Source organism: Streptantibioticus rubrisoli, from assembly GCF_024436055.1.
Taxonomy (GTDB): domain Bacteria; phylum Actinomycetota; class Actinomycetes; order Streptomycetales; family Streptomycetaceae; genus Streptantibioticus_A; species Streptantibioticus_A rubrisoli.
This window is the reverse complement of the sequence record NZ_JANFNH010000054.1, coordinates 17,964-41,772: the sequence shown is the minus strand read 5'-3', so window position 1 is coordinate 41,772 and position 23,809 is coordinate 17,964. Positions and strand designations below refer to the sequence as shown.

Genomic DNA, 23,809 nt, shown 5'->3' with positions numbered 1-23,809 from the left:
CAGGGGTTGCCGGGTACCGCTGGCGTCACCACCGGGGTGGTGAAGCCCCGTGATGATTCACGGAACTGCGGTCAGAACCCCGTTTGTCGGCATGCCCCGGTCATGACTCGGGCGTCAACCGCCGATGTGAACCCCGCTCCCTCGTTCGTCCCAGCGCCAGACGGCATGCCCGTACCACTCCCCTTAGTCGCACACTCATGCCGCGCGCCGCCGAGGCGGTTAGCGGCGCGCAACTCGACAGCGAACGTATCCAGCAGGTAAGGAAGCAGACGAGGGGACGGGTGATCTGTGCACCGGGTCCAACGCCCCAGAGGTAGCAGAGCGTGAGCTTCCTCACGCATCGGCGCGGAATAGGCCCCGGCCAACGCACCCACCGCCTGCTTATCAATGCGACAGCCATTTGATCGCAGATCCCGATCAATCATCCAGCGAGTGGCAATTTTTCTGGATCAATGGCCCTGTGGCACCCTGGACAGAGTCCAACCCCTCATGATCGTGGAGGCATCTCAGATGCTCACCGTTGGTGACAAGTTCCCCGAGTACGACCTGACCGCCTGCGTCGACCTGGACGCCGACAAGGCGTTCGCCCAGATCAACCACAAGAGCTACGAGGGCAAGTGGCGTGTGGTCTTCTTCTGACAGAACACCACTGAGACACCTTCTTTCTTGCTAGCCTAGTTGACATGACGTCAACTGACTTGAGCTGCATAGACGTTGTTGCCCGAGCGTTAGCGCTAGAGCAGGGACGTACACCGGTCGGCATCTACGTCCGCCTGTCCGAGGACAAGGCGTTGCGCGCTGGCAACGAGGACCGCGAAGAGGGCGAGCAGGTAGCCGAACAGCGCCGCAGGCTCCACGAGGCAGCACCCCGCTTCGGATGCGTCGTCGTCCGCGAGTACAACGACAACAACACTCCCGCCTCAGACCCGTTCATCGTCCGCCGCGACTTTGAGCAGATGCTCAAGGACCTTGAGAGCGGCGAGATTCGCGGCTTCCTCTTCACACACTCAGACCGCGTGGCCCGGCTGGAGTACGACGCCGCACGCGTGAACCGCATCTTCGCGATGTTCCCCAGCTACGTCGGCCGCGCCCTGGACGGCGGCACCGATCTGAGCACCCAGGAAGGCCGCACCACGTTCATGGTGCAGGCCACCATGGGCGCCTACGAAGTCGCCAACACCAAGCGACGCGTCAGCGGCACGAACAAGGCCCGCGCCATGAGGGGCAAGAAGCACGGTGGCCCGCGTCCGTTCGGGTGGAACGACGACCGGGAGACCCTGCACGCCAAGGAGGCGGAAGACCTCCTGAAGGCGATACGAGCCATCCCCGGCGGCAAGTTGGTCGGCGAGGTCCGGAAGGAATGGATCGAAGCGGGCTACACCCCGAGGGCCAACAAGAAGTCCCGGGAGAGCGGGAACAACTGGACGCTTCAGCACTCCACGGTCGAGGCTCGTCTGGTCAACCCAAGGAACTGCGGGTACATGGTGTACATCCCGCAGCAGCTACACCGGGAGTCGTCACGCCTATGGCTCCCGGACCACGTCCTCTACAAGGACGGTAAGCCGGTCATCGGAGATTGGGAGCCCGCCTGCACTCCCGAGGAGTGGGCCGCGTGCGTTAGCGCCATCGAGGCACGTAAGGAAGCGAACCGAGAAGGGAATCCGGCCCACGACACGTCACCCGCCTATTTCCTTACTGGCATCGCGCGGTGCGGAGAGTGTTTCTTCCCGATGAGGGCCACCCTGTACACCAAGGGAACCGGGGCCTACGCCAAATACCGGTTCCGCTACCAGTGCAGGTCATCACTTGGCGGATGCGGCGGGGTATCGCGGGTAGGACCTCCCGTTGACGATCTCGTAGAGACCGCCTTCCTGGATGACCTACGAAAGCGGTTGAAGAAGGCTGAGGCAGCCAAGGCTGAGGTCATCGACACGGCCAAGAACGACGCCCGCCTGAAGGAAATCGACTGGGAAAAGAAGCAAGTCAAGAACCGACGTGACGCGAAGCGTATCTCTGTCATCGCGGCGATGGACATGATCGAAAGCCTCGAAAAAGAGGAAGCACGACTCGTCAAAGAGACCCGGCAGTTGCAGGCCGCCAAGGCCAAGACCGCCACTGATACGGATGAGGAAATCCTGAGGCGGTGGAAGGACTACACCACAAGCGAGAAGCGCGCCAGGCTGAGGCGATCCATTCGCGCCGTGCTCATCCATCAGGTTGGACGCGGAAAGCGATTCGATCCGGCCTTCATTGAGATCCTCTGGACCAAGGGCGAATAGGCGCTAACAACGCCTACAGAATGAATCCCCACTAGTTGTGCACCCCGCGCGTGCACGACGAGGCGGGCGTGCTGTGTGGTCCGGCAGTTGGCCGTCCGGGGTCATCCTCCATCCACCAGACGTTCTGTTCGGCAGCGAGCAAGCCAGACGAGTCCTCTGCGTCGAGCATGTCGTGAAGATGCAATACGCCGGAGACCGACTCATTCTGTTTTGAATCACACACGGAAGGGACAAAATGCCGACGCGATGCAACAACTCTCCACCTGAAAGCCGTGCGCCGCACGGCAAACATGCGACACACGGCTCAACTACTTGTTTCGATCAGTTTGCGTCGATCAGTCGGTAAAGTTTATCCACGAACTTCTGACAGACCAGGTGCACTCCACGCCACCCCAAGCGTTGGGAGCAGTGCCTTGCGAGAAGTACTTCCAGTACGACCACGAATCAGTCTCGTAGGCGCAGCTAGCGTAATTCTGGTAGTTACCGCTTACGGTGACGTACGGGTCGGTGCAGTGCCCGTCCGAGGATGTGTTCCCCCACCATGAGTAGCAGCCATTCGTGGTTCCGCTTGTGCTAGCAGATGCCATGGGTGCGACACCACCGATAGCAGCGGCTGCCAGGGCGCCGATCAAAGAGACCTTAGCCAGGCGCGAGCGCCCAACTCGCGAAATAGCCATACCGAAACCTCCTGGTTGACGTTTTCGGGGTGCACGCAGCCCGCACTCAGCCAGGCCCCCCGCGGTGATCAACTTTACGAGGCGGCCGGGTTGCCGGTCAATCAATCTTGAGACCCTGCACCATATGTCACTATTACTTTCAAATCAAACCACTAAAGCAACCTTTGTTATAGCCATTTAGGTCAAACTCCTCCCAAGCTAGATTTTTTGGACGGGCCTTGAGATTCACCTAACGCCTTGAATCTAGGAAGTAGGGCCACTATGCCCCAATTGCATAGGAGTCAACTCCGACGGCTGGCCAGAGTGCGCTCCGAGAGTGAAGGGCCAAAGTCGTGCGAACCGGCATACCTTGCTTCGAAGCGAGGCTGAGGGGCCCCGGAAGACGCCAGGGAGTGCAGCAACTGGTAGAAGAACGGGCTGTACCGGGTAGGCCTTAGCCAGCCCGGGAGCCCCTCGCGGGCTGACCTTCAGCAGTTGCAGGCAGTCGCCGAGGCCTGCGACAGCGGCGAGTTCGACGCGTTGGAGGACGAGTCGGCGGCGCAGGGCCAGACGTGGACGGCTGCTGCGCTGTGCGACTGGCTGGCCATCGAGCGCGGCGTGAGCGTCTCGGCGGCATGGCTGACCGAAGCGCTGCGCGAGGAGGGCTTCCGCTGGAACCGGGCCGGGACGCGCTGCGGCACAAGGCCGACTCGTCCTCCAGCAGGGTGACAAGGCCGAGTTGGAGGACCTACGGCTTTGCGGCTGAGCACGGACATCGATGTGTGAGCGATCTATACTTCCTCAACGGATTCGCGCCTACCATGCCCACCGGCTAAACCTGGTCGACCCGTCGGTGAACGGGCCGTAGTCCCGCGCGAGGACAACAAGGACCGCCGCGTCAACGTGCTCGCCGCGCTGGCGGTCGGACGGGATGCGGACCTGCTGAGGGAGAAGACCAGCAGCAAGATCGACGCCGGGATGCTGCTGGAATTCGTGTGCACCCCCTCGCTGGGCTGCCGCGCTGGCCGACCCACCGCCCGGCTGGCGCCGCACCCGCCCTGCACCGTCGGCGTGCGCCTGTTCTACCTGCCACGGGGCAGCCCCGAACTCAACGACATCAAACGCATCTAGCGGTCGGCACCATCGACGCCATCCGCGCAACCGTCGATCAGGCACTCACCACCCTCCAACGCGCACGCATCCAAGGTCCAGCAGCGAGCTTCGCCAAAGTCGCTTAGGGCTGTCCTGAGTGTGGCGGGCGAGTAGAGTTAGAGGTTGGTGGTGAAGGAATGGGCGTGTTGTGCACTTGTCCGCTCGTAGAGCACGCACCCATTACCGCCAGTCCAGTGAGCAGGCCGACTATTCCTGCCCCGTAGAGTGTCTTCTTACCGAAACGCTTACCGCTTGATACCACCAGCGTGTGTGTGATCTCCGGATGGGCCGTCAGATCGTGAGCTGTGTCGGTTGCGGAAGAATCAGTGTGTGGCCCGGCTACGGAAAGGCCGATCGGGGTAACGACAGGACCGGCGCCGGTAGACGGTGAACCCGTCTCAGCTGCGGCGATCTCCGCGGGGGGCCCCAACCGTTCGAGGACTGCACGCACGGTGTCTTCATCCCATGTAGCAGCTTCCTTCAAGGCCGCGCTGATGTGGTCCCGAATCTCCTCCCGAAGCTCGGCTCGCCGATGGCGAGTGAGGAACGCAGAGGCATTGTCGAGGCGGTGCAGATAGTCCTCGATGAGCTGGTTCGGCATGGAGGTCATAGGTGGTTCTCCTCGAGGTCCAGCAGGTGATCAACGGCAGTTCGGAACGATACCCAGTCGGCTGTGAACTGCCTCAACGCACGAGAGCCAGCTGTCGTCAACGTGTAGTAACGGCGGGGAGGCCCGGACTCAGATTCCCGCCAGAAGGAGTTCACCAGCCCCTTGTTGCGGAGCCGGGCCAGTAGCGGATAAATCGTTCCCTCGCTTGCCACGAGCCCCTGAGCATCACGAAGCTCTCTCACTAGCTCAAAACCATACTTTTCGCCGTCACGCAGAAGAGTCATGACGCAGAACTGCAGGACACCGCGCCGTAGTTGGGCAAGCTCGGACCGTCCACCGGAAGGATCCATGCGGCGCATGGTACCGCGTGGGAGCGAGGGACTGCGACAGCCCGCTCCCCGGAGCGTGCTTCGGCCAGCCGCCGGTGTTAATTGCTGCGGAATTAGGACATAACTGCCCTTAATTCCTAAATTCAAGGCGGATAGGCCCTCTAGGTGTGTCCCAAACACATGACCTTGAGCCAGTTTGACCCAACTCGCCCTGATGGTTGATAGTTTAGCAGCCTTATTTAAAAGTAATAGTGACATATGGTGCAGGGTCTCAAGATTGATTGACCGGCAACCCGGCCGCCTCGTAAAGTTGATCACCGCGGGGGGCCTGGCTGAGTGCGGGCTGCGTGCACCCCGAAAACGTCAACCAGGAGGTTTCGGTATGGCTATTTCGCGAGTTGGGCGCTCGCGCCTGGCTAAGGTCTCTTTGATCGGCGCCCTGGCAGCCGGTGCTATCGGTGGTGTCGCACCCATGGCATCTGCTAGTACCAGTCCCACCACGAATGGCTGCTACTCATGGTGGGGGAACACGTCTTCGGACGGGCACTGCACCGACCCGTACGTCACCGTAAGCGGTAACTACCAGAATTACGCAGATTGCTACGCTGAAACCAATTCATATTCTTCCTGGGGTTGGTTCGGTAGAGGTTCAACCGTCAACGCCTGGGGTACGGTGGAGTGCACTTGGTCCGTAAACAGTTCGTGGATCAACTTCTCCGGTTGATCAACGCATACTGATCGGATTGAGTAATTGAGCCGTGTGCCGCAGGTTGAGCGTTGCGGCACACGGCTTTTAGGTGAAGAGGTCGCACATGGACACGGTAGTTCGCGTTTCGGGCCTGACCCAAGGTTACGGAAAAAGCGCTGTCATTTCAGGCTTGGACCTTGATATCGGCCACGGCGTATTCGGTCTCCTTGGTCCGAACGGCGCAGGAAAGACGACCTTGCTACGCACCTTCGCGACGATCACGCCACCGCTTTCTGGGACTATTGAGATTGTCGGCCAAGAGGTCACGTCGGAGAGAGCCGCTCGCCTCGTTCGCCGCCAAATTGGATATCTGCCCCAGGATTTCGGCTACCATCCGGGGTTCTCTGTTTACGAATTCGTAAGGTATTGCGCGTGGCTGCGCGAGGTACCATCAGCGCGTGTTCATGAGGCCGCGGTTCGTGTGATCGATCAGGTCGGGCTCAGTGACCGTATGAAAGCGAAGATGAAGTCGCTGTCCGGCGGGATGGTGCGTCGCGCTGGGATAGCCGCCGCACTAGTTGGTTCACCACGACTTGTGTTGCTCGACGAGCCAACGGTCGGCCTCGACCCCGCCCAGCGCCTAGAATTCCGTAAACTGATCAGGTCGCTTAACAATACAGCCGTTGTACTCAGCACGCATCTTGTCGAAGATGTGGCGGCGATCTGCAGAGAAGTCGCAGTGATGAGCTCGGGAGAGTTCCTCTTCCAGGGGAGTCCGAGGGACCTTAGCGCACAGGCGCCGTCCGGCGACGGTGTGGGAGACACCCCCCTGGAGCGTGGGTACATGGCCGTATTGAACAGGCGAACGGTAGGCGAGCGATGAAGCTGTACTGGACGGAGCTTCGGCGATCACCTCTCCGCTGGTGGTTTCCGTTGCTCTTGGTGCTGGACCTCGTAGCGCTCTTCGGACGTAACCTCTGGTGGATTGGTGAATGGCCACAGACTAGTGCGCAGGCACAGATCCCGGCCTTTTACTTCGCATCTCTTCTGGCTGCAGCGGCGGCTTGGGCGGCTGGACGGACAAGCCGCAATAATCTCGATGAGCAACTCGCCGTCGCAGCACGCCCCGGATGGCAGATCGAGCTCGCTCAGTTGTCGGCGACACTCACCTACGGGCTTGTGGTCTATGGTGTGGGTGTTGCGGTGGCAGCAAGCGTCAGTTTGCCGACCGCAGGGCCTGGCTTCCTGTGGCCTACTTATATCTTTCTCGGCGTCGCTTTGTTGGTGATATTCGCAAGTGCGGGACACCTTGTGGGCCGACGGTCACGCTCCCAATTCGCTGGGCCTGTACTCTGTGGCCTCGGCAGCTTGGTCATCATTTCTTGGTTCGGCGCGCCGACCGCGCTCGGCCTTTTCGCTATCTCCGCAGCTCCATTCGAGCAAGTCTCATTGCTTGTTTTGGTGGATCACTGTGTTCTGGCCTTTCTCCTTACGGTAGCTGCCTGTCTGGTTACGAGGCCCCCTTCCAGTAGCGTTGGCCATACATGGGCGGGGAAAAGGCGGCGACAGCTCAGAGTTATTTCATTGGGCGCTCTCGTCGTTTCCGTTATTGCAGGGATGGTTACAGCTGGGCCTTTGCAGGTGCCGCGCTCCTCACCACGCCAACCCGCCTGCACGTCTGGTGGAAGTCCAAAGGTATGCGTATGGCCTGAGGACCATAAGTACTTGCCACAAGCGCAGGAGATGCAAGATCGCATGCGAAGGCTTCCGGCTGGGATGTTCACCATACCTACAGTGTTCTATGAGCGCGGTTTGCGGGGCATGCGCGACTCCTACGATGACTTCTACATAATGGATGGCTCCATGTGGGATCCATCTGTGACGATTGCTGGTTCGATCATGGCAGCGTCACGCCCCAAAGGCTGCCCGCTGCCTATCGGACCACGCATCACAGACCAGTTCAAACAGGCGGAGGCAGAGCTCAACGTCTGGCTTGCGATGCGGATCTTCGGCGGAGGCGTGCCGGCTGGGATGCATGGAGGCCCACCGAATGTAGACCTCAATGCGGTCGCCCGAGTGGTCACGCAACCGGAGGGCGCACAGGTCGAGTGGGCGCAGCAACGAATCGAGACGATTCACCATGCCTTCTGCGGATGACAAGCGAGTGACCGGGCGTTGGTTTGCCCTTGCCAGTTATGCTCGCTCACACAACCTCCTAGGCTTGGCGGTCGGTCTTCTGTTCCTGACCGGGTGCGATGCGGCGTTTGGATCGCAGCTCCTTTCCTTTCCGTTCGAACACGGCGGACAGACAACCGGCGTCCCTATGCGACGAGAGCTGCCCATCGCATTCGCCTCACTTGCCGCCGGTAGCCTGCACAGCAAAATGAGGCAGTTGGAGCTGGCAGGGGCCACCACTCTCCGTTCTTATGAGTCACGCCATCTCATGGCTGTCTACACAGCTACTACTGTACTTGTGGGCGGGACCGAGCTAATCGTGAATGGAGCAGAATCTTCGGTTCTGCTCATCCGCGCTCTTTTGATCTGGCTCGGCCTGGCTGTGCTCTCGGGACGGATCTTTGGGCGATCACTGTCCTGGATTCTGCCGGTAGCCACCATTTTCCCACTCACCTACTTGGGTCAGGACGAGACGGGCAGGGACCGTTGGTGGGATTGGACTGGTCAATCGGCGTTCAGTGTCTTGTGCTGGTCACTCGCGATCTGTAGCACGATTGTCGGCCTTGCGGCTTTCTACCTAACCCCTTGGCACATACAGTGGGTCCGGCGCATCCGACTCTCGACGACCCAACTACCGGCTACATAAGGTGTTCGTGCCGACGGCCTCTATAGCTGCGGACATGTCCTGTAGGTCAATCAGTTTGCACCCACAGAGAAAGCTTGCGAAGCCGATCACTCTAGGGTCGGCCACATGACACTCTCGATGCGAGAACGAGAGCGGATTCTGGCCGAACCCCATATCGGGGCATTGTCGGTCGTCGAAGGTCCAGACCACGCACCTACACGCCGGGCGGCGAACTGTGGGAACGTACCGGCACGGATTCTCGGAAGGTGCGAGCGATTCGGTCTGCAGGGCGTTTCGGCCTGATGGCGCAGCGGACCGAGCCAGCATTGCGCTATGAGTTGTGGAGGGGTTGGGAGCCTTCTAACCTATCGGTCGCCAACCGGACGCACTCAGCGTGCGCCTCTTCTCGGAGGGCCGCAACGGTCGGGGTATGGCCGCTCTCGTGTTTCTGGAGCTTCAGGCCGGGGCCAGTGGAGTGGCCGTCGAGGCCCTAGACCCCCCGCGGTGGTTATGGTCGCCGCCGCCGCGTCTGACCCCGATTTGCCCGAGGGCCCTTTGCCGAGGACGCTGTGCGAGAGGGAGACTGATCCTCTCGTGCACTGGCACTACCGCCCGATGGGTCCTGATGGTCCTTGGTACCCGCCGGAGCTGGAGGCGGTGCGCTGCCGGGAGTACGAGGCTGTGCTGCGGAGGCAGTGGCCGAGCAGATGTTGCGGAGCTCAGTTCCCCCCAACGGGTCCCCCGCTTAACGCCGATGAGGGACCCGCCTTATTCAACTCTCTTCAGACCGAACAGCTTCAACATCTCTGCGCACCATTCCTCGCTACGCTCCGGCGCCTTGGCTAGCTCACGTCTTAACCATTCTTCCTTCGTCATGGGCTTGCGCCGCTTTGTCGCCCGGTCAGGCATCAACGACACCCCCAACGGGGAACCGTTTCATCTGCTCCAGGGCGATCTCTCGATTCCGGGCGAGATCCTGGGCGATTCCGGCAGCGATGAGGGCGGCGCCGGGGGTGTGGCCGGAGTCGGCGTAGCGCCACCGGGACTCGGTGACCGTGCCCGGGTCGTCGGCCAAGTCGGGGCCGCGTTCATATTCGGCGCGTTGAGCGCGCAGGGCTGAGTAAGTGGTCGAGTAGCAGCGGGACTTGGTGAGAATGTGGCTGCGGTATCCCAGGGTGTGAACCCAGGCGCGCAGCCTGAGCGGCGCGAGTTCGGGCAAGCCGCCGAGGCGCCAGCAGGTGCGCATCAGGGTGCGGACGTGCGGAGACACCGGCGCGTGCTCGATCTCCGCGGGGTCGGTGATTCGGTGGTCGGTGCCGACCCCGGTGTCGTCGGCGCCCTTGGTGATGTACTTCGCGACGTACGCGGCTACGGCATCATCTGCCTGGCCCTCACCGGCCCCGAAGGCTCGTAGCCGTCGGATGTCGAGCTGGGTGCCCCAGGTGAGTGCGTGTTCACCGAGTGCCGCGCTGTAGGGAGCGCGGAGGTTGACCGCCGCAGCCGCGGTGCGGACGGTGTCGGTGAGCAGGTCCGCGGTTGCCCAGGTCAGGGGCGGCTCATCAGCGCCGCCGTTGCCGTCCAGGCGCACGACCACGTGGAGGTGGACCGCGGCGCGGCGTTGGTACTCGGCAATCTTGGCGTACGAGACCCGCAGGGCGCGGCGTAGTTCGGTGCGGGTGTAACCGAGACGTGCGGCCAGGTGGTTGTACAGGTTGTCGGTGAACGCCTTCCACAACCGTCCCGCGTACGCGTGCCACAGGATGTGTGCCGGGTAGTCGTAGCAAGTGGGACACAGCGGTTGGCCGACCTGCGGGTCGGTGTCCGCGTGGACCAGGCCGCAGCCGACCGGGCGCCCGTGTTCACAGTGGCCGCCGCCGCGGCGAGGCTGGCAGCGCTCCCCGCCTGTGGCTCGGTGCACGGCGCCGAAGGACGGGGCGGTGAGGGTGAGGAACAATCGGGGCCGCTCGCGCACCGTGGCCGGGACGGTCTTGCCGCCGACGAGTCCGGCACGCACCAGGTGGTAGGTGTCGCCCGCGTGGAGGCGGGAGCAGGCCGGGCACACGGTGGCACGGCGGTTGCGGCAGCGGACGAGAAGACGCTCACCGGGTTCACCGGCTGTGTCGTAGTGGCGGAGCACTTCGCCGGTCGCCGCATCGCGGGTGGTAGTGGAGCCGGTCAGGTGGATCGGGTGGGCGCATCCGCCAGTGGCGCGGATCTGTTCCAGCCAGCGGTGGAACAGGGGGCCTTGGGCGCGGGTGAGGATGTCGCGGTCGATGTCGGAGAGCTGACGCAGGCGCGCCGCGCGGTCGAGGGCGGCGCGCCGGTCAGCCGACGCTGTGTGGGTTCCGCCGGACGCGGTAATGGTGGGGACCTCCCAGGGTGGGCCGCCGAAGCGGCACGGATAGATGGGGCAGATGGGTGTGCGTCCACGGCGATCACTCCTTGTCAGGGGGTTGGTCGAAGGTCAGCGGACGGTTCCTTGGCCCCGGCAGCAACGGCAGCGCCGCCGGTGGCCCGTACGGGTGGTACGGCTACGTTCGCCTTTGCAGACGGGGCAGATCACGCGATGCATGGGCACAGTGGGGATGCCTCCCGAAGGGGATGGTGGTCAGTGGTGGAGGAAGCCGCCGAGCAGCCAGTTGATGACTCCGACCACGGCCCAGCCCATCGGGGTCAGCGCCACGTAGAAGCCGAAGATGCCGATGCACAGCGCTTCCCAGAACTTCACGTCCTTGGAGCGGACCAGCAGGAGCGTGACGATCCCGAAGATCACCGCAATCGGCATGGTGGTGTTCAGGGACGAGGTGTTCACTCCGCGCCCTCCTCACCGTCGATCGCTTCCAGCGCACGCGGCAGGCCTGGCAGGTGCGGGGTCATGCCCGCGTAGCGCGCCGCTGCTTGCTGGGCGTCGGCAACGGTGGTCAGGTGCGACCGGCCGCGCACCCAACCGCCTTCATCGGAGGCAGTGACCGCGACACCCTGTTCGTCAGGGGTGATCGACTGGGCGACGATCGCGGCGTCCTTGTTGATGTCGCCGAGCGTCATCTCCGCCGTGCCGGGGTCGTTGACCCGATGGCAGACCCGCCCGCCAAGCTGGGCGCGGAGCGCGGTGATGCCGGGGCCAAGGTCAGAGCCGACGCGTTGCCCGGCGATGACCAGGTGCAGGCCGAGCGCCGCACCGAGCTGGGCAATGCGCAGCAGGTAGGTGGAGCACTGCTCGGCTTCCGCTTTCTCCTCCTTGCTGCCGGAGGTCAAGAACAGTTCGGCGATCTCATCCACGATCAGCACGACCGGGATGGGCCGCTGTTCTTCCGGCACGTCCCAGATGGAGCGTGCACCGGCGAACCGGCAGGTTCGCATGCGGTCTTGCATGTCGACCACCAGCGCCGACAGCACGGCCAATGCTTCACGGCGGTTGGTCGCCAGAGCGGATAGGCGCGGGGCGAAGATGCCCAGTTCCATGCCGCCTTTGCAGTCGATGCCGATCAACGCCACGGGTTGTGGAGCGAGTTCGGTGATCAGCCGGGCCAGCAGGGTGGACTTGCCGGATCGAGTCGCGCCGACGATCAGCCAGTGTGCCACGCGCCTGAAGTCCATCACCCAGGCCCGGCCGTTCTCCAACAGCCCGACCAGCGCCGCCAGCAGCGAGAGCGGAGACGATCCCGGAGCAGCCCCGGGTGCCGCCAGCGGATCGGCAGCGGTGGCGACCAGGTGGACGACGCCGCGTTCCGGCGAGGTAACCCGCACCGCGAACATCCGCCACGCGTGCGCCAACGCGTCGGCCGCCACTAAGAACGGCACCGGCGTTTGCCCCGGATGGAGCTGCACGACGACCGATAGGCCGTTGGGCATCGGGCGCGGGAACGAGATGCGGGGAGCGATCGGCCGTAGCGCCTCACCCTTGACCGCCAGGCCGCCGAGCACGGCCCGGGTCGGCTTGTGCGTCACAGAGAGGTCGTTGAGCTGGGCCACCTTCCGCCACGACGCCAACACCCGCACCACAGCGACCGGGTAGCCGGTCAGGTACCAGTACCAGGCCGGACGCCGCTCGCGGACGATCCGCCCGAGACGCCACCGCCAGGCAAGCACGATCAGGACCAGTACGAGAGCGATGGGTCCCATCAGGCACCACCGCCCTTACCTGCATGGGAAGTCGCCGGGGCGGCGGCGTCCGGGACGGGGGTGATGGCCGCCGCACGGAAGCTGATCCCGTGCCGGTCGCCCATCGCCCAGGAGAACGCCTCCAGTCCGGTCACCTTCACTCGCGCGCCCTCTTCGACGCCGACCGGCTCACCGGTGACCGCGACTTCGATGATCGAGGCCCGGCGCCCGTCCTGCCGCACCGACAGCCCGACTGTGTAGACGGTTTTGCCGTCGCGGTCTTTCTTGACCTCCTTCGTTTCCTGATTCGTGATCTTCGGTTCCGGCGGAACGACGCACCGCAGTGCGCCGAGCCGGGATGTGTCCACAGGTATGGACTGCATGAGTTGTAGGCCTCCTTGGCCATCAGGGACGCAGCATCACCGAGAGATACTGTCGTCACTCGTCCTTACGAGTTGCGACTATGGACCCTTGAACCCGCGAAGCGCAAGTACTTATGCTGACGAGTGACGAGACACGTCGAGACAACGCACGTCCCACATGCGACGTGCGACGAGCGGAAGGCCGAACCCATGCCCGGCATCGAACGCCCCGGACCGCTGTACAAGCAGGTAGCAGCCGCCATCCGAGACGCCATCACCTCCGGCGAGTTCCCGCCCGGATCACCGCTCCCCTCAGAGACCCAGCTCATCAAGCGCTACCAGGTCAGCCGCCCCACCGTCCGCAACGCCATCGCGGCACTGCGCGCCGAGGGTCTGATTGATGTCGTCCACGGCAAGGCCAGCTACGTTCGCCGCCGTCCCGCCCCTGCGTTGACCATCGAGCGCACCGTCACGCGCAAGGCAGGCACCTACACCACCGGCCAGACCGACTGGCAGGAGAACGAGGCTCCGAGCGTCTCCCGCGCCACCAGCACTGAAACCACCGGCCCCGCCCTGGGCCTGGACGAGGGGGAAGACCTCTTCGCGATTGACCGGCTGCACACCGATCCCGCGACCGGCACACGCATCCTTCACCGGACGCTACTCCCGCTCGCCGTCGCCGCCGACCACAACGAGCTGGCCGAGAACCCCGCGGCGGCGCCCGAACAGATCTACGCCCTCCTGGCCACCGCCGGACACAAGCTCACCTGGACGGAGACCGTCCGCGCGCGCATGCCCCTCCCCGACGAGCGCGCCACCCTCGAACTCCCCGACGCCACCCCAATCATCGAGACCACCCGCATCACTCACGGCAACGACGACCAGCCGCTCCTCCTGGAGGAACTGCGCGCCGCCGCCGACCGCGCCCAACTCGCCTACCGCATCACCGCCGACAGCCCCCGCACACTGCGCGCCGTCCGCTCCTGAAGCGGCGAGCTGTCGAAACCTGTCTTCACTTACTCAAGGGCGCGCCCACGGGCGCGCCGGGCGGCCCTGCCGCCCCGGCCGGGCATGCGGCGTGACCGCCGGTCCCGTCCGGTCGGCCAGCCGCCCGGCACCAGCGCCTTGAGAACCGATCACCACGACACACGCCACCGGAGCCGGGCCACGTGCGATAGCGGCTGAACCACTCGGCAGCCGCGAGGTCAGGGCGCCGTGGCCGAGGGGGCGGCCCGTGCCCCACGTGGAAGCGCGGGCGTTCTCTGAGCCGCCAACTCGCCACGAGGGCAAGCAGCGTTGGCGCCAACGGTCGCGGTCACTTCCCGTAGAGACCGGTAGAGTGGCTGATCCCGATGGTCGGTTGCTCGCGCATACGCGCGCCTGATCAGTCGTCGCACCCACCGTCGTGGCTCACTTTCGATGGTTGAGGTGTCACGGGTCAGCACAGAGCATCATTCCGCCATCAGCCGCGAGCACGCCCGTCCGGGCTAGGTTCAACCGGTTGGTGTGATCGAGGACCACACGCCGAACCACTGCTCGGCGCCGTATTCCTCGAACCGCTCCACCTCGGCGAACCCCAGCTTCGCCGCGAGGCGCATGGAACGGTCGTTGGCAGCCTGGGTGCAGAGCACCACCGGCTCGCCGGGAAGCACGTCGGCGAACCAGTCGAGTGCCGCCGCGCACGCCTCGGCGGCGTACCCGCATCCCCACACCTCCGACAGGAACATGTAGCCGAGCTCGGCCTCCCCGGCATCCGGACGGACGTGCCCCGGACGCTCCGCGCCGCGCCGATCGAGCGTGATCGCGCCGATCATCGCTCCGTCGAGATCGACCACGAAAACGCCAGTGCGCCGCCCGGGCACCTCGGGTACCGCGCGTTCGAGCTCATCACGCGGTCGAGGGCCACCGAGGTACGTGCGCACCTCCTGCGATGCGAACAACTCGATGAACGCCGCACGGTCGCGGGCTTCGGACTCGCGGAGCACGAGCCGCTCAGTCCTGATCGGGGCAGGGGGCCAAGCGACGGGTCCGAGTCCAGCCATGGCGGGCAACCTATCGCACACCCGTGACAATGATCCGAAACAGAAGGCTCAGCCCGAAGTGGCTGAGGCTGTCGGCTTCGACTCGCGCCAGGTCGCACTGCAGCCCACTCACGACGCCGCACGCCCCTCCCCCTCCCCAGCCATGGCACGGATCGCTTCCGTCAACTGCAAGGCGACCGCGACCGGCAGCCGCAACCGCACCACGCCCGAGCCGTCCGCAGCCGCGTGCGCCTGGGCCTTAACGCCGTCCACCGCCAGGCCCAACGACCCCAGCGCCTTCCGCAAAGCCGCCGCCGCTTCCGTCGCCGAGCGCCAACCCGCGACGTAGTCAACGCCAGGTGCCCAGAGCACCTCGTCAACCTCGAACCCGTCACCCTCGAAGCCTGGCCCATCCGCGCGACACATGCGCCCAGATCCCTTCCGCGTGATTCAGATCAACTCCACTGCCGAACAGGTGCGTTGGCCAACGGGCACGACGAACGCCCCGGTACCATCAGCACCGGGGTCCGCTCGCGGATCTCCGCCGGACCACCCCGGAAGCTGCCAGGCCGATAGGGGTGGTCCGGTCACGCTCTTCGGTTATGGCTGACGCCGCAGAAGGTCACCAGAAGGGATCGGGAGGCCCCGCGCCGACGCGTTGCCGCCTGTCGCAGGCCGACTCATCCGCGCAGCTGATCACGGTCCACGAGCCGTCCTCATCGCGCACACGACTGATCGAGAGCTCATCCCCCGTCGCAGGGACATGGCACAGATGGCACATCCACAACGGTGCCCCGTCCTCCGGCTCACAGACGATCGGCACCCACGCGCACAGCCGCTCCCATTCGTCCGGCCGCAGCGCCCGCGCGTAGCACGCGAGGACATCCGCGCACACGAGCCGCGTCGCGGCCTCCGGAACATCCACTTCGTCCTCGTCCACCATGCGGTAGTGGCGCTCAGCCCGCAGCGCCGACGCGGCAACGAGACCCCCGCACAGTTCGCAACCGGTCAGCAGGCAACCACTGTGCAGCGCAGAGCTGGCCATCACAGCACCTCCTGCATCGACGCCCGGAAGTACCCGGTGACCGTGCCACGGAACAACGTGTGACCAGTCCGCCCCGCGTGCTGAAGGCACCACATCTGCGGCCCGTCCCAGTCATCCGCCCCGTCGGACACCTCGCCGCATTCGGCGCACTCGGCGCCATGGATCGGCGGACCGCTGGCCGTCTCCGTGGACAGTACCCACTGAGCGAAGCGCACCCGCGACTTGACCGCGCCCTGACCTGAGACGCTCACCGTGTGCCCCTACCGTCGCGATCAACGTCCAACCGCTCGTCGGCGCGGACCCGCATCGGGCCTCCGGCCTTGAAGACCAAGATCACGGAGCCATCGGAGGAGGCTCGGTCCGTGCGGACCGCCTTCACCTCGCGCGATTCACCGCGAACGCTCACACGGTCCCCGCGCCGCACCCGCTGCGCTTCCTTCTTCGCCATCTGTGACCATCCTTGTGTTCGTCAAGTTCGATCAGCCGTCAAGCCAGATAAGGGCGACCCCTGCTAGCAGGAGGGGAACCCCGCTCGTCAGGGGTCGCCTACCGCCCCGGAGTCGGAGCGGTCACCGAAGCCGTCATCCCGACCGCAACCCACGGTGGGCCGGGCTGCCTATGACTGCTTCGGAGTCTGCGGCGGCACTCAAGTACCGGCGTCGCCGCTCAGGTTGAAGCGACAGAAGACGCTCTTGCCGCCCAGTTCACGCGGCGCCCACCACGTGGCATCAGCGAGGTTCTGGACGATGACCAGCCCGCGCCCGCTGTTGGGGAGCAGGACGTCCGGTGAAGCTCCCGACAAGGAGAGTTCGAGGGGATCTCCCACGGGGAGCATCGGGGGTGTGGAGTCCTCGTCGGTGACCTCCACGAAAAGCCACTGTGGCCAGAGACGGAAGCCGACGCCAACGCGGCGTTCGCCATCGTCCCCCGGCCGCCAGCCGTCCGGAGTCGCGTGGTGCACGGCGTTGCCCACGAGTTCAGAGACGCACAGCGCGACATCGTCCATCAAGTGCGACAGCTGCCAGTCACGTAGGGTTTCCACGGCCATGCGCCGCGCGACGCGCCCGGTCTCAGGATCGTCAGCCATGAGCGTGATCCCACGGAAGCGTTCGGCCGTCGCCACGCCGCCGTGTTCCCCGGTCACGAGCAGCGCCGTACGCGTGGGCAGTTCCCGCGTTCGCGATCCCATCGCAGTCTCCTCTGCTCACTGGCGGATTGGCGTTCCGCCGTCGTGTGCGAACAGTCAACGGCGGACGCGCGACGAGCGGCAGTGTTCATGAGGGGGTCCACGTGCACACCGGGGTTCATGGGGTGGGTCTGCGGGGGGTTCATGCGTGAACCCCCCTGAGCCACAACGTCTGTGTCACCATGGTTACTTGGCGTCATCCTGGAGATGGCAGGGGAGCATGAGCAGGGAACCCAACCGCAAGTTGGCCGCCCTCATGGCCGAAGCAGGAGCCACGAACAAGGGGCTGGCGAAGCGCGTGCGCGAAGTCGCGCAGCGGCACGGGGTGCACGTCGGCACCACGCATGTGTCCGTGCAGCGCTGGTTAGACGGCAGCGGCATCCAGCCGGAGACAGCGTCATTCCTGGCGGAAGCGCTGTCTGAGAAGCTTCGGCGCAAGGTCACGGCGGCAGCGCTCGGGTTCCCGGGGATCACGGCTGCCGCGCCCAGCACCGGCACGACCTACGCCACGTCCCTCACCGAGGCGTTAGGCATCCTGGACGGACTCACCCAGCACAGGCCCGAGGATGGCATTTCAGCGGAACCACTCATCCCCCAAGGGGAGATGGACTCCGCCGTACTTTCGTGGTTCCTGGCCCGTCCGGATGGGCTGGTCCTGGACAAGCCCGGCGCGCGCCGCGTTGGGATGCGTGACGTGTCCGCCATCAGGGCAGCCGGAGAGGCGTTCATGCGCCTGGACTTCCAGTTCGGTGGCGGCCATGGCCACAAGGCCTTGCGGGTGTACTTCCGCGAGGAGGTTCTACCTCTGCTGAACGCCAGCTTCAGCGCCAAGGTCGGGGCCGCCCTGTATAACGCCGCGACTGAAATCGCTCAACTCCTCGCGTGGACCGCGTACGACACCGGAGATCACGCATTGGCGAACCGGTACATGCTGTCAACGCTGCGCCTTACCCAAGTCACCGGCGACCGGATGATGGGGGCGCGCATTCTGACCAACATGAGCCATCAGGCCAACTACTTGAGACAAGCATCCCGCGCCGTACGACTGGCCCGCGCGTCTGTCGAAGGAGGGAACGGCCACGCCACCCCGCGCGCCATGGCCCTGTTCTCCTGCCACGAGGCCCGCGCGCTGTCCACCGCCCGCGATCACAAGGGCGCGGCCCACGCGATGAACGAAGCAGAGAAGTTCTTCGAGCGCGCCGAGGGCGGCGACGATCCCGACTGGCTGTCGTACATGGACGAAGCCGAACTAGTCGGCGAGTTCTGCCACTGCTTCCGGGACCTCAAGCTGGGCCGGGAAGCCGTTCACTTCGCAGAACGCGCTGTTACCCTCACCGACCCCAAATACGCCCGCACCTTGGGGTTCTGCCGCATGGTCCTCGCGCAGAGCCAGCTGCTCAACGGCGAGTTGGAGGCAGCGGCACGCACCGCTAGCCAGGCCGTCGACGGCGGAGACGCACTCCAGTCCGCGCGCTTTCAGCGCTACGTGGCGGACTTCCAGCGGGAGATCTCCGGCCACACGGGTAATCCCGCCGTCGAGCAGTTCAACGAGCAGGTACGCAAAGCTATGGCCCGGCTGGACGACGAGTAGGCATCATCCTGGGTGCCAGTGCCGCGGTGCGTCGTCATCGCGCAGTGAGGCGATGCGGCGCGCGTACTCCTCCGCCGCCTCGGGACTCTCGGCAACGTTCTGCATCAGCCAGGTGGTCATCTGGAATTCCTGGATCCCCCGCAGCGTGGGGAACCCCGCCCACTCCCGCAGATCACGGCCATACGCCGCCACGAACTCCGCGTACTGTTCAGGAGTCTGCCAGCCCAGGCTGTCATGCTCCGTGGCGGTGACCATGAGGTCCCATTCCGGGTAGTCGTAGCAGAAGCCCTCGAAGTCGATCAGGATCACTTGACCGCAGGCGTCCACCATGAGGTTCTGCACGTGTGCGTCACCGTGAACGGGACCCTTCATCGACTCGAAGCGCAACTCCGCCAGCCGGTCCCGCAGTTCATGGCCACGCTTCCGAAGGAACTGACGGTCATCCTCGCTTATGCCAGTCACAGCGTCGATACGGAGAGCGGTCCGCCCGAACGGGCTGTACGAAGGAAGCTTCAATCCCGCTGGAAGTTCCAACGAGTGGAGATCACGCAGGATGGCGCCCAGTTCCCCGTAAGTAGCCTTCCGGTCACCTTCCTCGATCAGGTGCCAGAAGGTCACCGGGCGTCCGTCGATGATGAGCGGCTGTTCGATGTCGTCCACGACCCGCGCCGCCGGAAGCCCCTCGCGCGCGAGCCACCGCGAGACGTGCACCTCGTTGCGGACCGAGGGCAGATAGTCAGTGGAGCGCGCGATCCGCACGACCACGGGATGGGACGCCAGCCTGAAGATCGCGTTTTCCCCGAAGCGGAGCAGTCTGGCCGCATCGCTATTGAGCGCCGTTCGTCGGCATGCCTCCGTCATCACACGTGCGGCAACCGCCGATGTGAACCCCGCTCCCTCGTTCGTCCCAGCGCCAGACGGCATGCCCGTACCACTCCCCTTAGTCGCACACTCATGCCGCGCGCCGCCGAGGCAGTCAGCGGCGCGCAACTCGACAACGACCGTACCCAGCAGGTAGGCAAGCAGACGAGGGGACGGGTGATCTGTGCACCGGGACCAGCGCCCAGGGGGTAGCAGAGCGTGAGCTTCCTCACGCATAGGCGCGGAATAGGCCCGGGTCAACGCACCCACCGCCTGCTTATCAATGCGACAGCCATTTGATCGTAGATCCCAATCAATCATCCAGCGAGTAGCAATTTTTCTGGATCAATGGCCCTGTGGCACCCTGGCTGAGTCCAACCCCTCATGATCGTGGAGGCATCTCAGATGCTCACCGTTGGTGACAAGTTCCCCGCCTGGAAGCTCCTGGGCGTCGAAGGCCCGTCCGATGACAAGCTGGAGATCAAGGAGTACAGCTCCGACGACTACAAGGGTTGGTCGGTGGTCTTCTTCTGGCCCAAGGACTTCACCTTCGTGTGCCCGACCGAGATCGCCGCGTTCGGCAAGCTGAACGACGAGTTCGCGGACCGTGACGCGCAGATCCTCGGGGTCTCCGGTGACTCCGAGTTCGTCCACCACGCCTGGCGCAAGGACCACAAGGACCTGCGCGACCTGCCGTTCCCGATGCTGGCCGACTCCAAGCACGAGCTGATGCGGGCGTGCGGTGTCGAGGGCGAGGACGGCTTCGCGCAGCGCGCGGTGTTCATCGTGGACCCGAACAACGAGATCCAGTTCACCATGGTGACCGCCGGTTCCGTCGGCCGTAACCCCAAGGAGGTCCTGCGGGTCCTCGACGCGCTGCAGACCGACGAGCTGTGCCCGTGCAACTGGAGCAAGGGCGACGAGACCCTGGACCCGGTCAAGCTGCTGGCCGGTGAGTGACCATGGCACTCGATGAGCTGAAGGCCCAGCTCCCGGAGTACGCCAAGGACCTGAAGCTGAACCTCGGTTCGGTGATCGGCAACAACGACGCGCTGACCCAGCAGCAGCTGTGGGGCACCGTGCTCGCCTGCGCGATCGCCTCGCGCAGCCCGATCGTGCTGCGTGAGTTGGAGCCGGAGGCCAAGGCCAACCTCAGCCCCGAGGCGTACACCGCGGCCAAGGCCGCGGCGGCGATCATGGCGATGAACAACGTCTACTACCGGACCCGGCACCTGCTGTCGGACCCGGAGTACGGCAACCTGCGCGCGGGGCTGCGGATGAACGTCATCGGCAACCCGGGTGTGGAGAAGACCGACTTCGAGCTGTGGTCGCTCGCGGTTTCCGCGATCAACGGCTGCGGCATGTGCCTGGACTCGCACGAGCAGGTGTTGCGGAAGGCGGGTGTGGACCGCGAGACGGTCCAGGAGGCGTTCAAGATCGCCGCCGTCGTTCAGGCGGTCGGCACCACTCTTGACGCCGAGGCGACACTCGCCTGACCGAGCTCCCCTGAGCGGGGTCCGGGACCTTTTCGGTCCCGGACCCCGTTCTGCTTTGTCCGAAGGCGAGTTGGCCCGAAGGCGAGTTGGCCCGAAGGCGAGTTGACCCGAAGAGGAGTTGGCCCGAAGAGGAGTTGGCCCGGCTAGGAGTCCTCCGGGACATCCTTGCGGACCGGCGCCACCTCCACCGCCGTGGACCCGTGCGGACCCGGGGCCGCCAGCAGAGCCGCCTCCTGGGCGTGCGCGCGCAGGTAGCCGACCACCGTGTTGGTCACCGCCACCAGCGGTACCGCCACCACCGCGCCGCCGATTCCGGCGATGAGCGAACCCGCGGCCACCGACAGCACCACGCCCAGTGGATGCACTCGTACCGCCCGGCCGAGGATGAACGGCTGGAGGATGTGCCCCTCTATCTGCTGTACGGCGAGCACCACCACCAGCACCATCAGCATGGTGAACGGCCCCTGGGTCACCAGCGCCACGATCATCGCCAGCGCGCCCGATGCCACCGCGCCCACCAGCGGGATGAACGCCCCCAGGAAGATCACCACGGCCAGCGGCACCGCCATCGGCACGCCGAGGAAGTAGAGGCCGACTCCGATGCAGACCGCGTCGATGAAGGCCACTATCACCGTGCCGCGCACATACAGCGTCAGCGTCCGCCAGGCGCGCGGACCGGCGCCCGCGAGGCCCTCCCGGGCGTCCCGCGGAAAGAGCTTGAGCACCCACTGCCACACGTTCCGCCCGTCGTAGAGCAGGAACAAGGTGGAGAACATCGCCAGGAAGATGCCGGTGAACACCTCGATCACCACGGTGACCCCCTGCAGGCCCGCGGAGGTGATCTGTTCCGCGTTGGTGCCGATGGCGTGCTGGAGGTTCTTGGCGATCTGGTTGATCTGCGTCTCGGTGACGTGGAACGGGGAGTTGAGCAGCCACTTCTTCAACTGGCCGATGCCGTCCTGGAGTTGCTGGGACAGCATGTCGGTGTTCTCCATGACCTGCCAGGCCACGAACCAGCCCACCAGGCCGATGATCACGAACCCGCCGATGAAGGTGACCGCGGTGGCCAGACCGCGCGGCAGTCCGGCGCGCTTGAGCATGGCGACGGTCGGCTGGAGCAGCGCGGTGGTCAGCAGTGAGCCGACGAAGGCGAGCACCACGAGTTCCACCGCGCTGATGACGCGCATCAGTACGTAGAGCGCGCCCGCCAGGACCAGGAAGCGCCAGCCGACCTCGGCGGCCACCCGGACGCCCCACGGCACGGCGTGCACCGGGTCGCGCGGCGCGGAGACGGCGGGCGCGTAGGAGGGGGGCGGTGGTACGTATTCGGCGCGCGGCTCCGCTCGCTCGGTGCCCGGCGGCGGTGCGCCGTCTTCACCGGGCACCGCGGGGAGGTCCTCCTCGCGTTCCACAGCCGCGCGGCGCTCTTGGAGACGGTCGGCGAATGTGGCCAGATTCGTGGCGAAGCCCGCTCCCCATCGGCGCATCTGCGACATTGCCTTCCCCATCCCCAGTACCCGAACCCGTGAGAAGGACGACGTTACCCGGATGGCGGGTTGCCTCGGCTCGGGGGGCGGGGCCGCATAGCGGAAGGGGCCCGGGGGCAAAGCCCCCAGACCCCCGAGCGGTTCCGCGACAGGCGGCCTAGTACCAGCTGTTGGCCTGCCAGAAGTCCCACGCACCACACGGGCTGCCGTAGCGGCTGTCCATGTAGCTCAGGCCCCACTTGATCTGGGTGGCCGGGTTGGTGCGCCAGTCGGCACCGGCCGAGGCCATCTTGGAGCCGGGCAGCGCCTGCACGAGGCCGTAGGCGCCCGAGGAGGCGTTGGTGGCCTGGTAGTTCCAGCCGCTCTCGTTGTTCACGATGTGCGAGAAGCACTGGAACTGCGAGGCGTCGCCGATGATCTGCTGTGCCATCGCCTGGATGCCCGCGATGGAGTAGTCACCGCTGCTCAGCGTCGACAGCGAGCTGCGCGAGTCGTCGCGGCTGGCGGCCTGCTGCGCGTCGTGCTGCTCCTTGGCCTTGGCCGCGGCGGCGTCGGCCGCCTGCTTCTTCTTGGCGGCGTCGGCGGCGGCCTGCTTGCGGGCGGCCTCGGCGGCCTGCTGCTTGGCGGCGGCGTCGGCGGCGGCCTGCTGCGTCTGGGCCTGCTCGGTGAGCGAGGCGGCCTGGACGGTGGCCTGCTGACCGGCGTCGATGTTGTCCAGCGCCGTGGTGTCGGCGACGGGCTGCATGGCGGCGGCAGTCGGCTCGCTGCCGGAGGCCACGCCGACGACCGCACCCACGGTGGTGACCGCGGTGGCTGACGCTACGGCGATTCCCCGGACGGAGATCCGGCTCACTCGGTTTCCTTCCAGCATCGCCCGCGTGGTGACCGCGCGGACGCAATCGTGCCCCTGACGCTGGCCTCCCCTTGGTTCGGACCTTTCGGTCCGACTGGTCACGGGAGGCACTGGCCCGGTGCGATCCCCGGTACTTGGGGTCCGCGTGGTGCTGGGCGGCTTACGGCGCAACGCTGTTCAGTTCTGGGGTTCCACACCACTGGGGGTGTAGGTGTGCCGTAAGCGGGGCCTGACAGCCTCACACCCTGCCCGACGGCGACGCATCAAGGCAATTCCCAGTTGCGTGGCAAAC

At 65.2% G+C, this 23,809-nt stretch carries 23 protein-coding genes and 1 pseudogene; 10 read left to right on the top strand and 14 right to left on the bottom strand.

Annotation, left to right across the window (positions count from 1 at the left end; genetic code table 11):
- Window positions 1-510: 510 nt before the first annotated feature.
- From NON19_RS29535 to NON19_RS29520, 4 genes and pseudogenes are all read left to right on the top strand, one after another.
- Window positions 511-633, top strand: a pseudogene (locus NON19_RS29535) (peroxiredoxin); the annotation flags it as partial.
- A gap of 50 nt (window positions 634-683) precedes the next feature.
- Window positions 684-2,279 carry a recombinase family protein gene (locus NON19_RS29530; RefSeq protein ID WP_255932214.1) on the top strand — a complete coding sequence of 532 codons (1,596 nt, stop codon included), beginning with the start codon at window positions 684-686 and terminating at the stop codon, window positions 2,277-2,279.
- A 1,151-nt stretch (window positions 2,280-3,430) separates the two neighbouring features.
- Entirely contained in the window at window positions 3,431-3,664 is a 234-nt protein-coding gene (locus NON19_RS29525; RefSeq protein ID WP_255932213.1) for a winged helix-turn-helix domain-containing protein, read from the top strand.
- Between the two features lie 174 nt (window positions 3,665-3,838).
- On the top strand, window positions 3,839-4,066 hold the full coding sequence (locus NON19_RS29520) for a hypothetical protein (RefSeq protein ID WP_255932212.1): 228 nt from the start codon (window positions 3,839-3,841) through the stop codon (window positions 4,064-4,066).
- Between the two features lie 103 nt (window positions 4,067-4,169).
- On the opposite strand, the gene NON19_RS33845 is transcribed toward NON19_RS29520, so the two are convergent.
- The gene (locus NON19_RS33845) at window positions 4,170-4,688 is read right to left on the bottom strand and encodes an HAAS signaling domain-containing protein (RefSeq protein ID WP_372514340.1); all 519 of its coding nucleotides are present in this window, start codon (window positions 4,686-4,688) and stop codon (window positions 4,170-4,172) included.
- 5 nt (window positions 4,689-4,693) lie between these two features.
- Window positions 4,694-4,981 (bottom strand): PadR family transcriptional regulator, encoded by a 288-nt coding sequence (locus tag NON19_RS29515; RefSeq protein ID WP_308213758.1) that lies wholly within the window; start codon window positions 4,979-4,981, stop codon window positions 4,694-4,696.
- Between the two features lie 857 nt (window positions 4,982-5,838).
- On the opposite strand from NON19_RS29515, the gene NON19_RS29510 reads away from it, so the two are divergent.
- Together NON19_RS29510 and NON19_RS29505 are read left to right on the top strand one after the other, a co-directional pair.
- Window positions 5,839-6,597 (top strand): ATP-binding cassette domain-containing protein, encoded by a 759-nt coding sequence (locus tag NON19_RS29510; protein WP_255932210.1) that lies wholly within the window; start codon window positions 5,839-5,841, stop codon window positions 6,595-6,597.
- 911 nt (window positions 6,598-7,508) lie between these two features.
- Window positions 7,509-7,871 (top strand): hypothetical protein, encoded by a 363-nt coding sequence (locus NON19_RS29505; RefSeq protein WP_255932208.1) that lies wholly within the window; start codon window positions 7,509-7,511, stop codon window positions 7,869-7,871.
- A 1,544-nt stretch (window positions 7,872-9,415) separates the two neighbouring features.
- Here the strand turns inward: NON19_RS29505 and NON19_RS29500 are convergent.
- The 4 genes from NON19_RS29500 to NON19_RS29485 all read right to left on the bottom strand — a co-directional run bounded on the left by NON19_RS29500 (window position 9,416) and on the right by NON19_RS29485 (window position 12,998).
- Window positions 9,416-10,807, bottom strand: a complete 1,392-nt coding sequence (locus tag NON19_RS29500; protein ID WP_255932221.1) for a replication initiator — start codon at window positions 10,805-10,807, stop codon at window positions 9,416-9,418.
- A gap of 315 nt (window positions 10,808-11,122) precedes the next feature.
- Window positions 11,123-11,326 carry a hypothetical protein gene (locus tag NON19_RS29495; RefSeq protein WP_255932207.1) on the bottom strand — a complete coding sequence of 68 codons (204 nt, stop codon included), beginning with the start codon at window positions 11,324-11,326 and terminating at the stop codon, window positions 11,123-11,125.
- Complete coding sequence (locus tag NON19_RS29490) at window positions 11,323-12,636, bottom strand: FtsK/SpoIIIE domain-containing protein (protein WP_255932206.1); 1,314 nt, start codon at window positions 12,634-12,636, stop codon at window positions 11,323-11,325. Before NON19_RS29490 ends, NON19_RS29495 begins: the two co-directional genes overlap by 4 nt.
- The gene (locus tag NON19_RS29485) at window positions 12,636-12,998 is read right to left on the bottom strand and encodes an SCO3933 family regulatory protein (RefSeq protein ID WP_255932205.1); all 363 of its coding nucleotides are present in this window, start codon (window positions 12,996-12,998) and stop codon (window positions 12,636-12,638) included. Before NON19_RS29485 ends, NON19_RS29490 begins: the two co-directional genes overlap by 1 nt.
- A gap of 189 nt (window positions 12,999-13,187) precedes the next feature.
- On the opposite strand from NON19_RS29485, the gene NON19_RS29480 reads away from it, so the two are divergent.
- Entirely contained in the window at window positions 13,188-13,964 is a 777-nt protein-coding gene (locus NON19_RS29480; RefSeq protein ID WP_255932204.1) for a GntR family transcriptional regulator, read from the top strand.
- Between the two features lie 506 nt (window positions 13,965-14,470).
- Here the strand turns inward: NON19_RS29480 and NON19_RS29475 are convergent.
- The 5 genes from NON19_RS29475 to NON19_RS29455 form a co-directional block, all read right to left on the bottom strand.
- Window positions 14,471-15,019 carry a GNAT family N-acetyltransferase gene (locus tag NON19_RS29475; RefSeq protein ID WP_255932202.1) on the bottom strand — a complete coding sequence of 183 codons (549 nt, stop codon included), beginning with the start codon at window positions 15,017-15,019 and terminating at the stop codon, window positions 14,471-14,473.
- Window positions 15,020-15,127: 108 nt separating this feature from the next.
- On the bottom strand, window positions 15,128-15,424 hold the full coding sequence (locus NON19_RS29470) for a hypothetical protein (RefSeq protein ID WP_255932201.1): 297 nt from the start codon (window positions 15,422-15,424) through the stop codon (window positions 15,128-15,130).
- Between the two features lie 196 nt (window positions 15,425-15,620).
- Complete coding sequence (locus NON19_RS29465) at window positions 15,621-16,043, bottom strand: hypothetical protein (RefSeq protein WP_255932200.1); 423 nt, start codon at window positions 16,041-16,043, stop codon at window positions 15,621-15,623.
- On the bottom strand, window positions 16,043-16,294 hold the full coding sequence (locus NON19_RS29460) for a DUF7848 domain-containing protein (RefSeq protein WP_255932199.1): 252 nt from the start codon (window positions 16,292-16,294) through the stop codon (window positions 16,043-16,045). The genes NON19_RS29465 and NON19_RS29460 overlap by 1 nt, the downstream gene beginning before the upstream one ends.
- A 395-nt stretch (window positions 16,295-16,689) precedes the next feature.
- Window positions 16,690-17,187, bottom strand: coding sequence for an ATP-binding protein (locus NON19_RS29455; protein WP_255932198.1), 498 nt, complete (start codon window positions 17,185-17,187; stop codon window positions 16,690-16,692).
- A gap of 262 nt (window positions 17,188-17,449) precedes the next feature.
- On the opposite strand from NON19_RS29455, the gene NON19_RS29450 reads away from it, so the two are divergent.
- Window positions 17,450-18,820 (top strand): NsdA family TPR-like regulatory protein, encoded by a 1,371-nt coding sequence (locus tag NON19_RS29450; RefSeq protein WP_255932197.1) that lies wholly within the window; start codon window positions 17,450-17,452, stop codon window positions 18,818-18,820.
- 3 nt (window positions 18,821-18,823) lie between these two features.
- Here the strand turns inward: NON19_RS29450 and NON19_RS29445 are convergent, their stop codons facing one another.
- On the bottom strand, window positions 18,824-19,744 hold the full coding sequence (locus tag NON19_RS29445; RefSeq protein WP_255932220.1) for a phosphotransferase enzyme family protein: 921 nt from the start codon (window positions 19,742-19,744) through the stop codon (window positions 18,824-18,826).
- A gap of 342 nt (window positions 19,745-20,086) precedes the next feature.
- Here NON19_RS29445 and NON19_RS29440 point away from each other — a divergent pair, with 342 nt between their 5' ends.
- Window positions 20,087-20,641 (top strand): peroxiredoxin, encoded by a 555-nt coding sequence (locus NON19_RS29440; protein WP_255932196.1) that lies wholly within the window; start codon window positions 20,087-20,089, stop codon window positions 20,639-20,641.
- 2 nt (window positions 20,642-20,643) lie between these two features.
- Window positions 20,644-21,177, top strand: a complete 534-nt coding sequence (locus NON19_RS29435) for an alkyl hydroperoxide reductase (protein ID WP_255932195.1) — start codon at window positions 20,644-20,646, stop codon at window positions 21,175-21,177.
- Between the two features lie 143 nt (window positions 21,178-21,320).
- Here NON19_RS29435 and NON19_RS29430 read toward each other — a convergent pair whose 3' ends face one another.
- Together NON19_RS29430 and NON19_RS29425 are read right to left on the bottom strand one after the other, a co-directional pair.
- The gene (locus NON19_RS29430) at window positions 21,321-22,664 is read right to left on the bottom strand and encodes an AI-2E family transporter (RefSeq protein ID WP_372514337.1); all 1,344 of its coding nucleotides are present in this window, start codon (window positions 22,662-22,664) and stop codon (window positions 21,321-21,323) included.
- Between the two features lie 157 nt (window positions 22,665-22,821).
- Window positions 22,822-23,517, bottom strand: coding sequence for an aggregation-promoting factor C-terminal-like domain-containing protein (locus NON19_RS29425; protein ID WP_452672745.1), 696 nt, complete (start codon window positions 23,515-23,517; stop codon window positions 22,822-22,824).
- Between the last annotated feature and the right edge of the window lie 292 nt (window positions 23,518-23,809).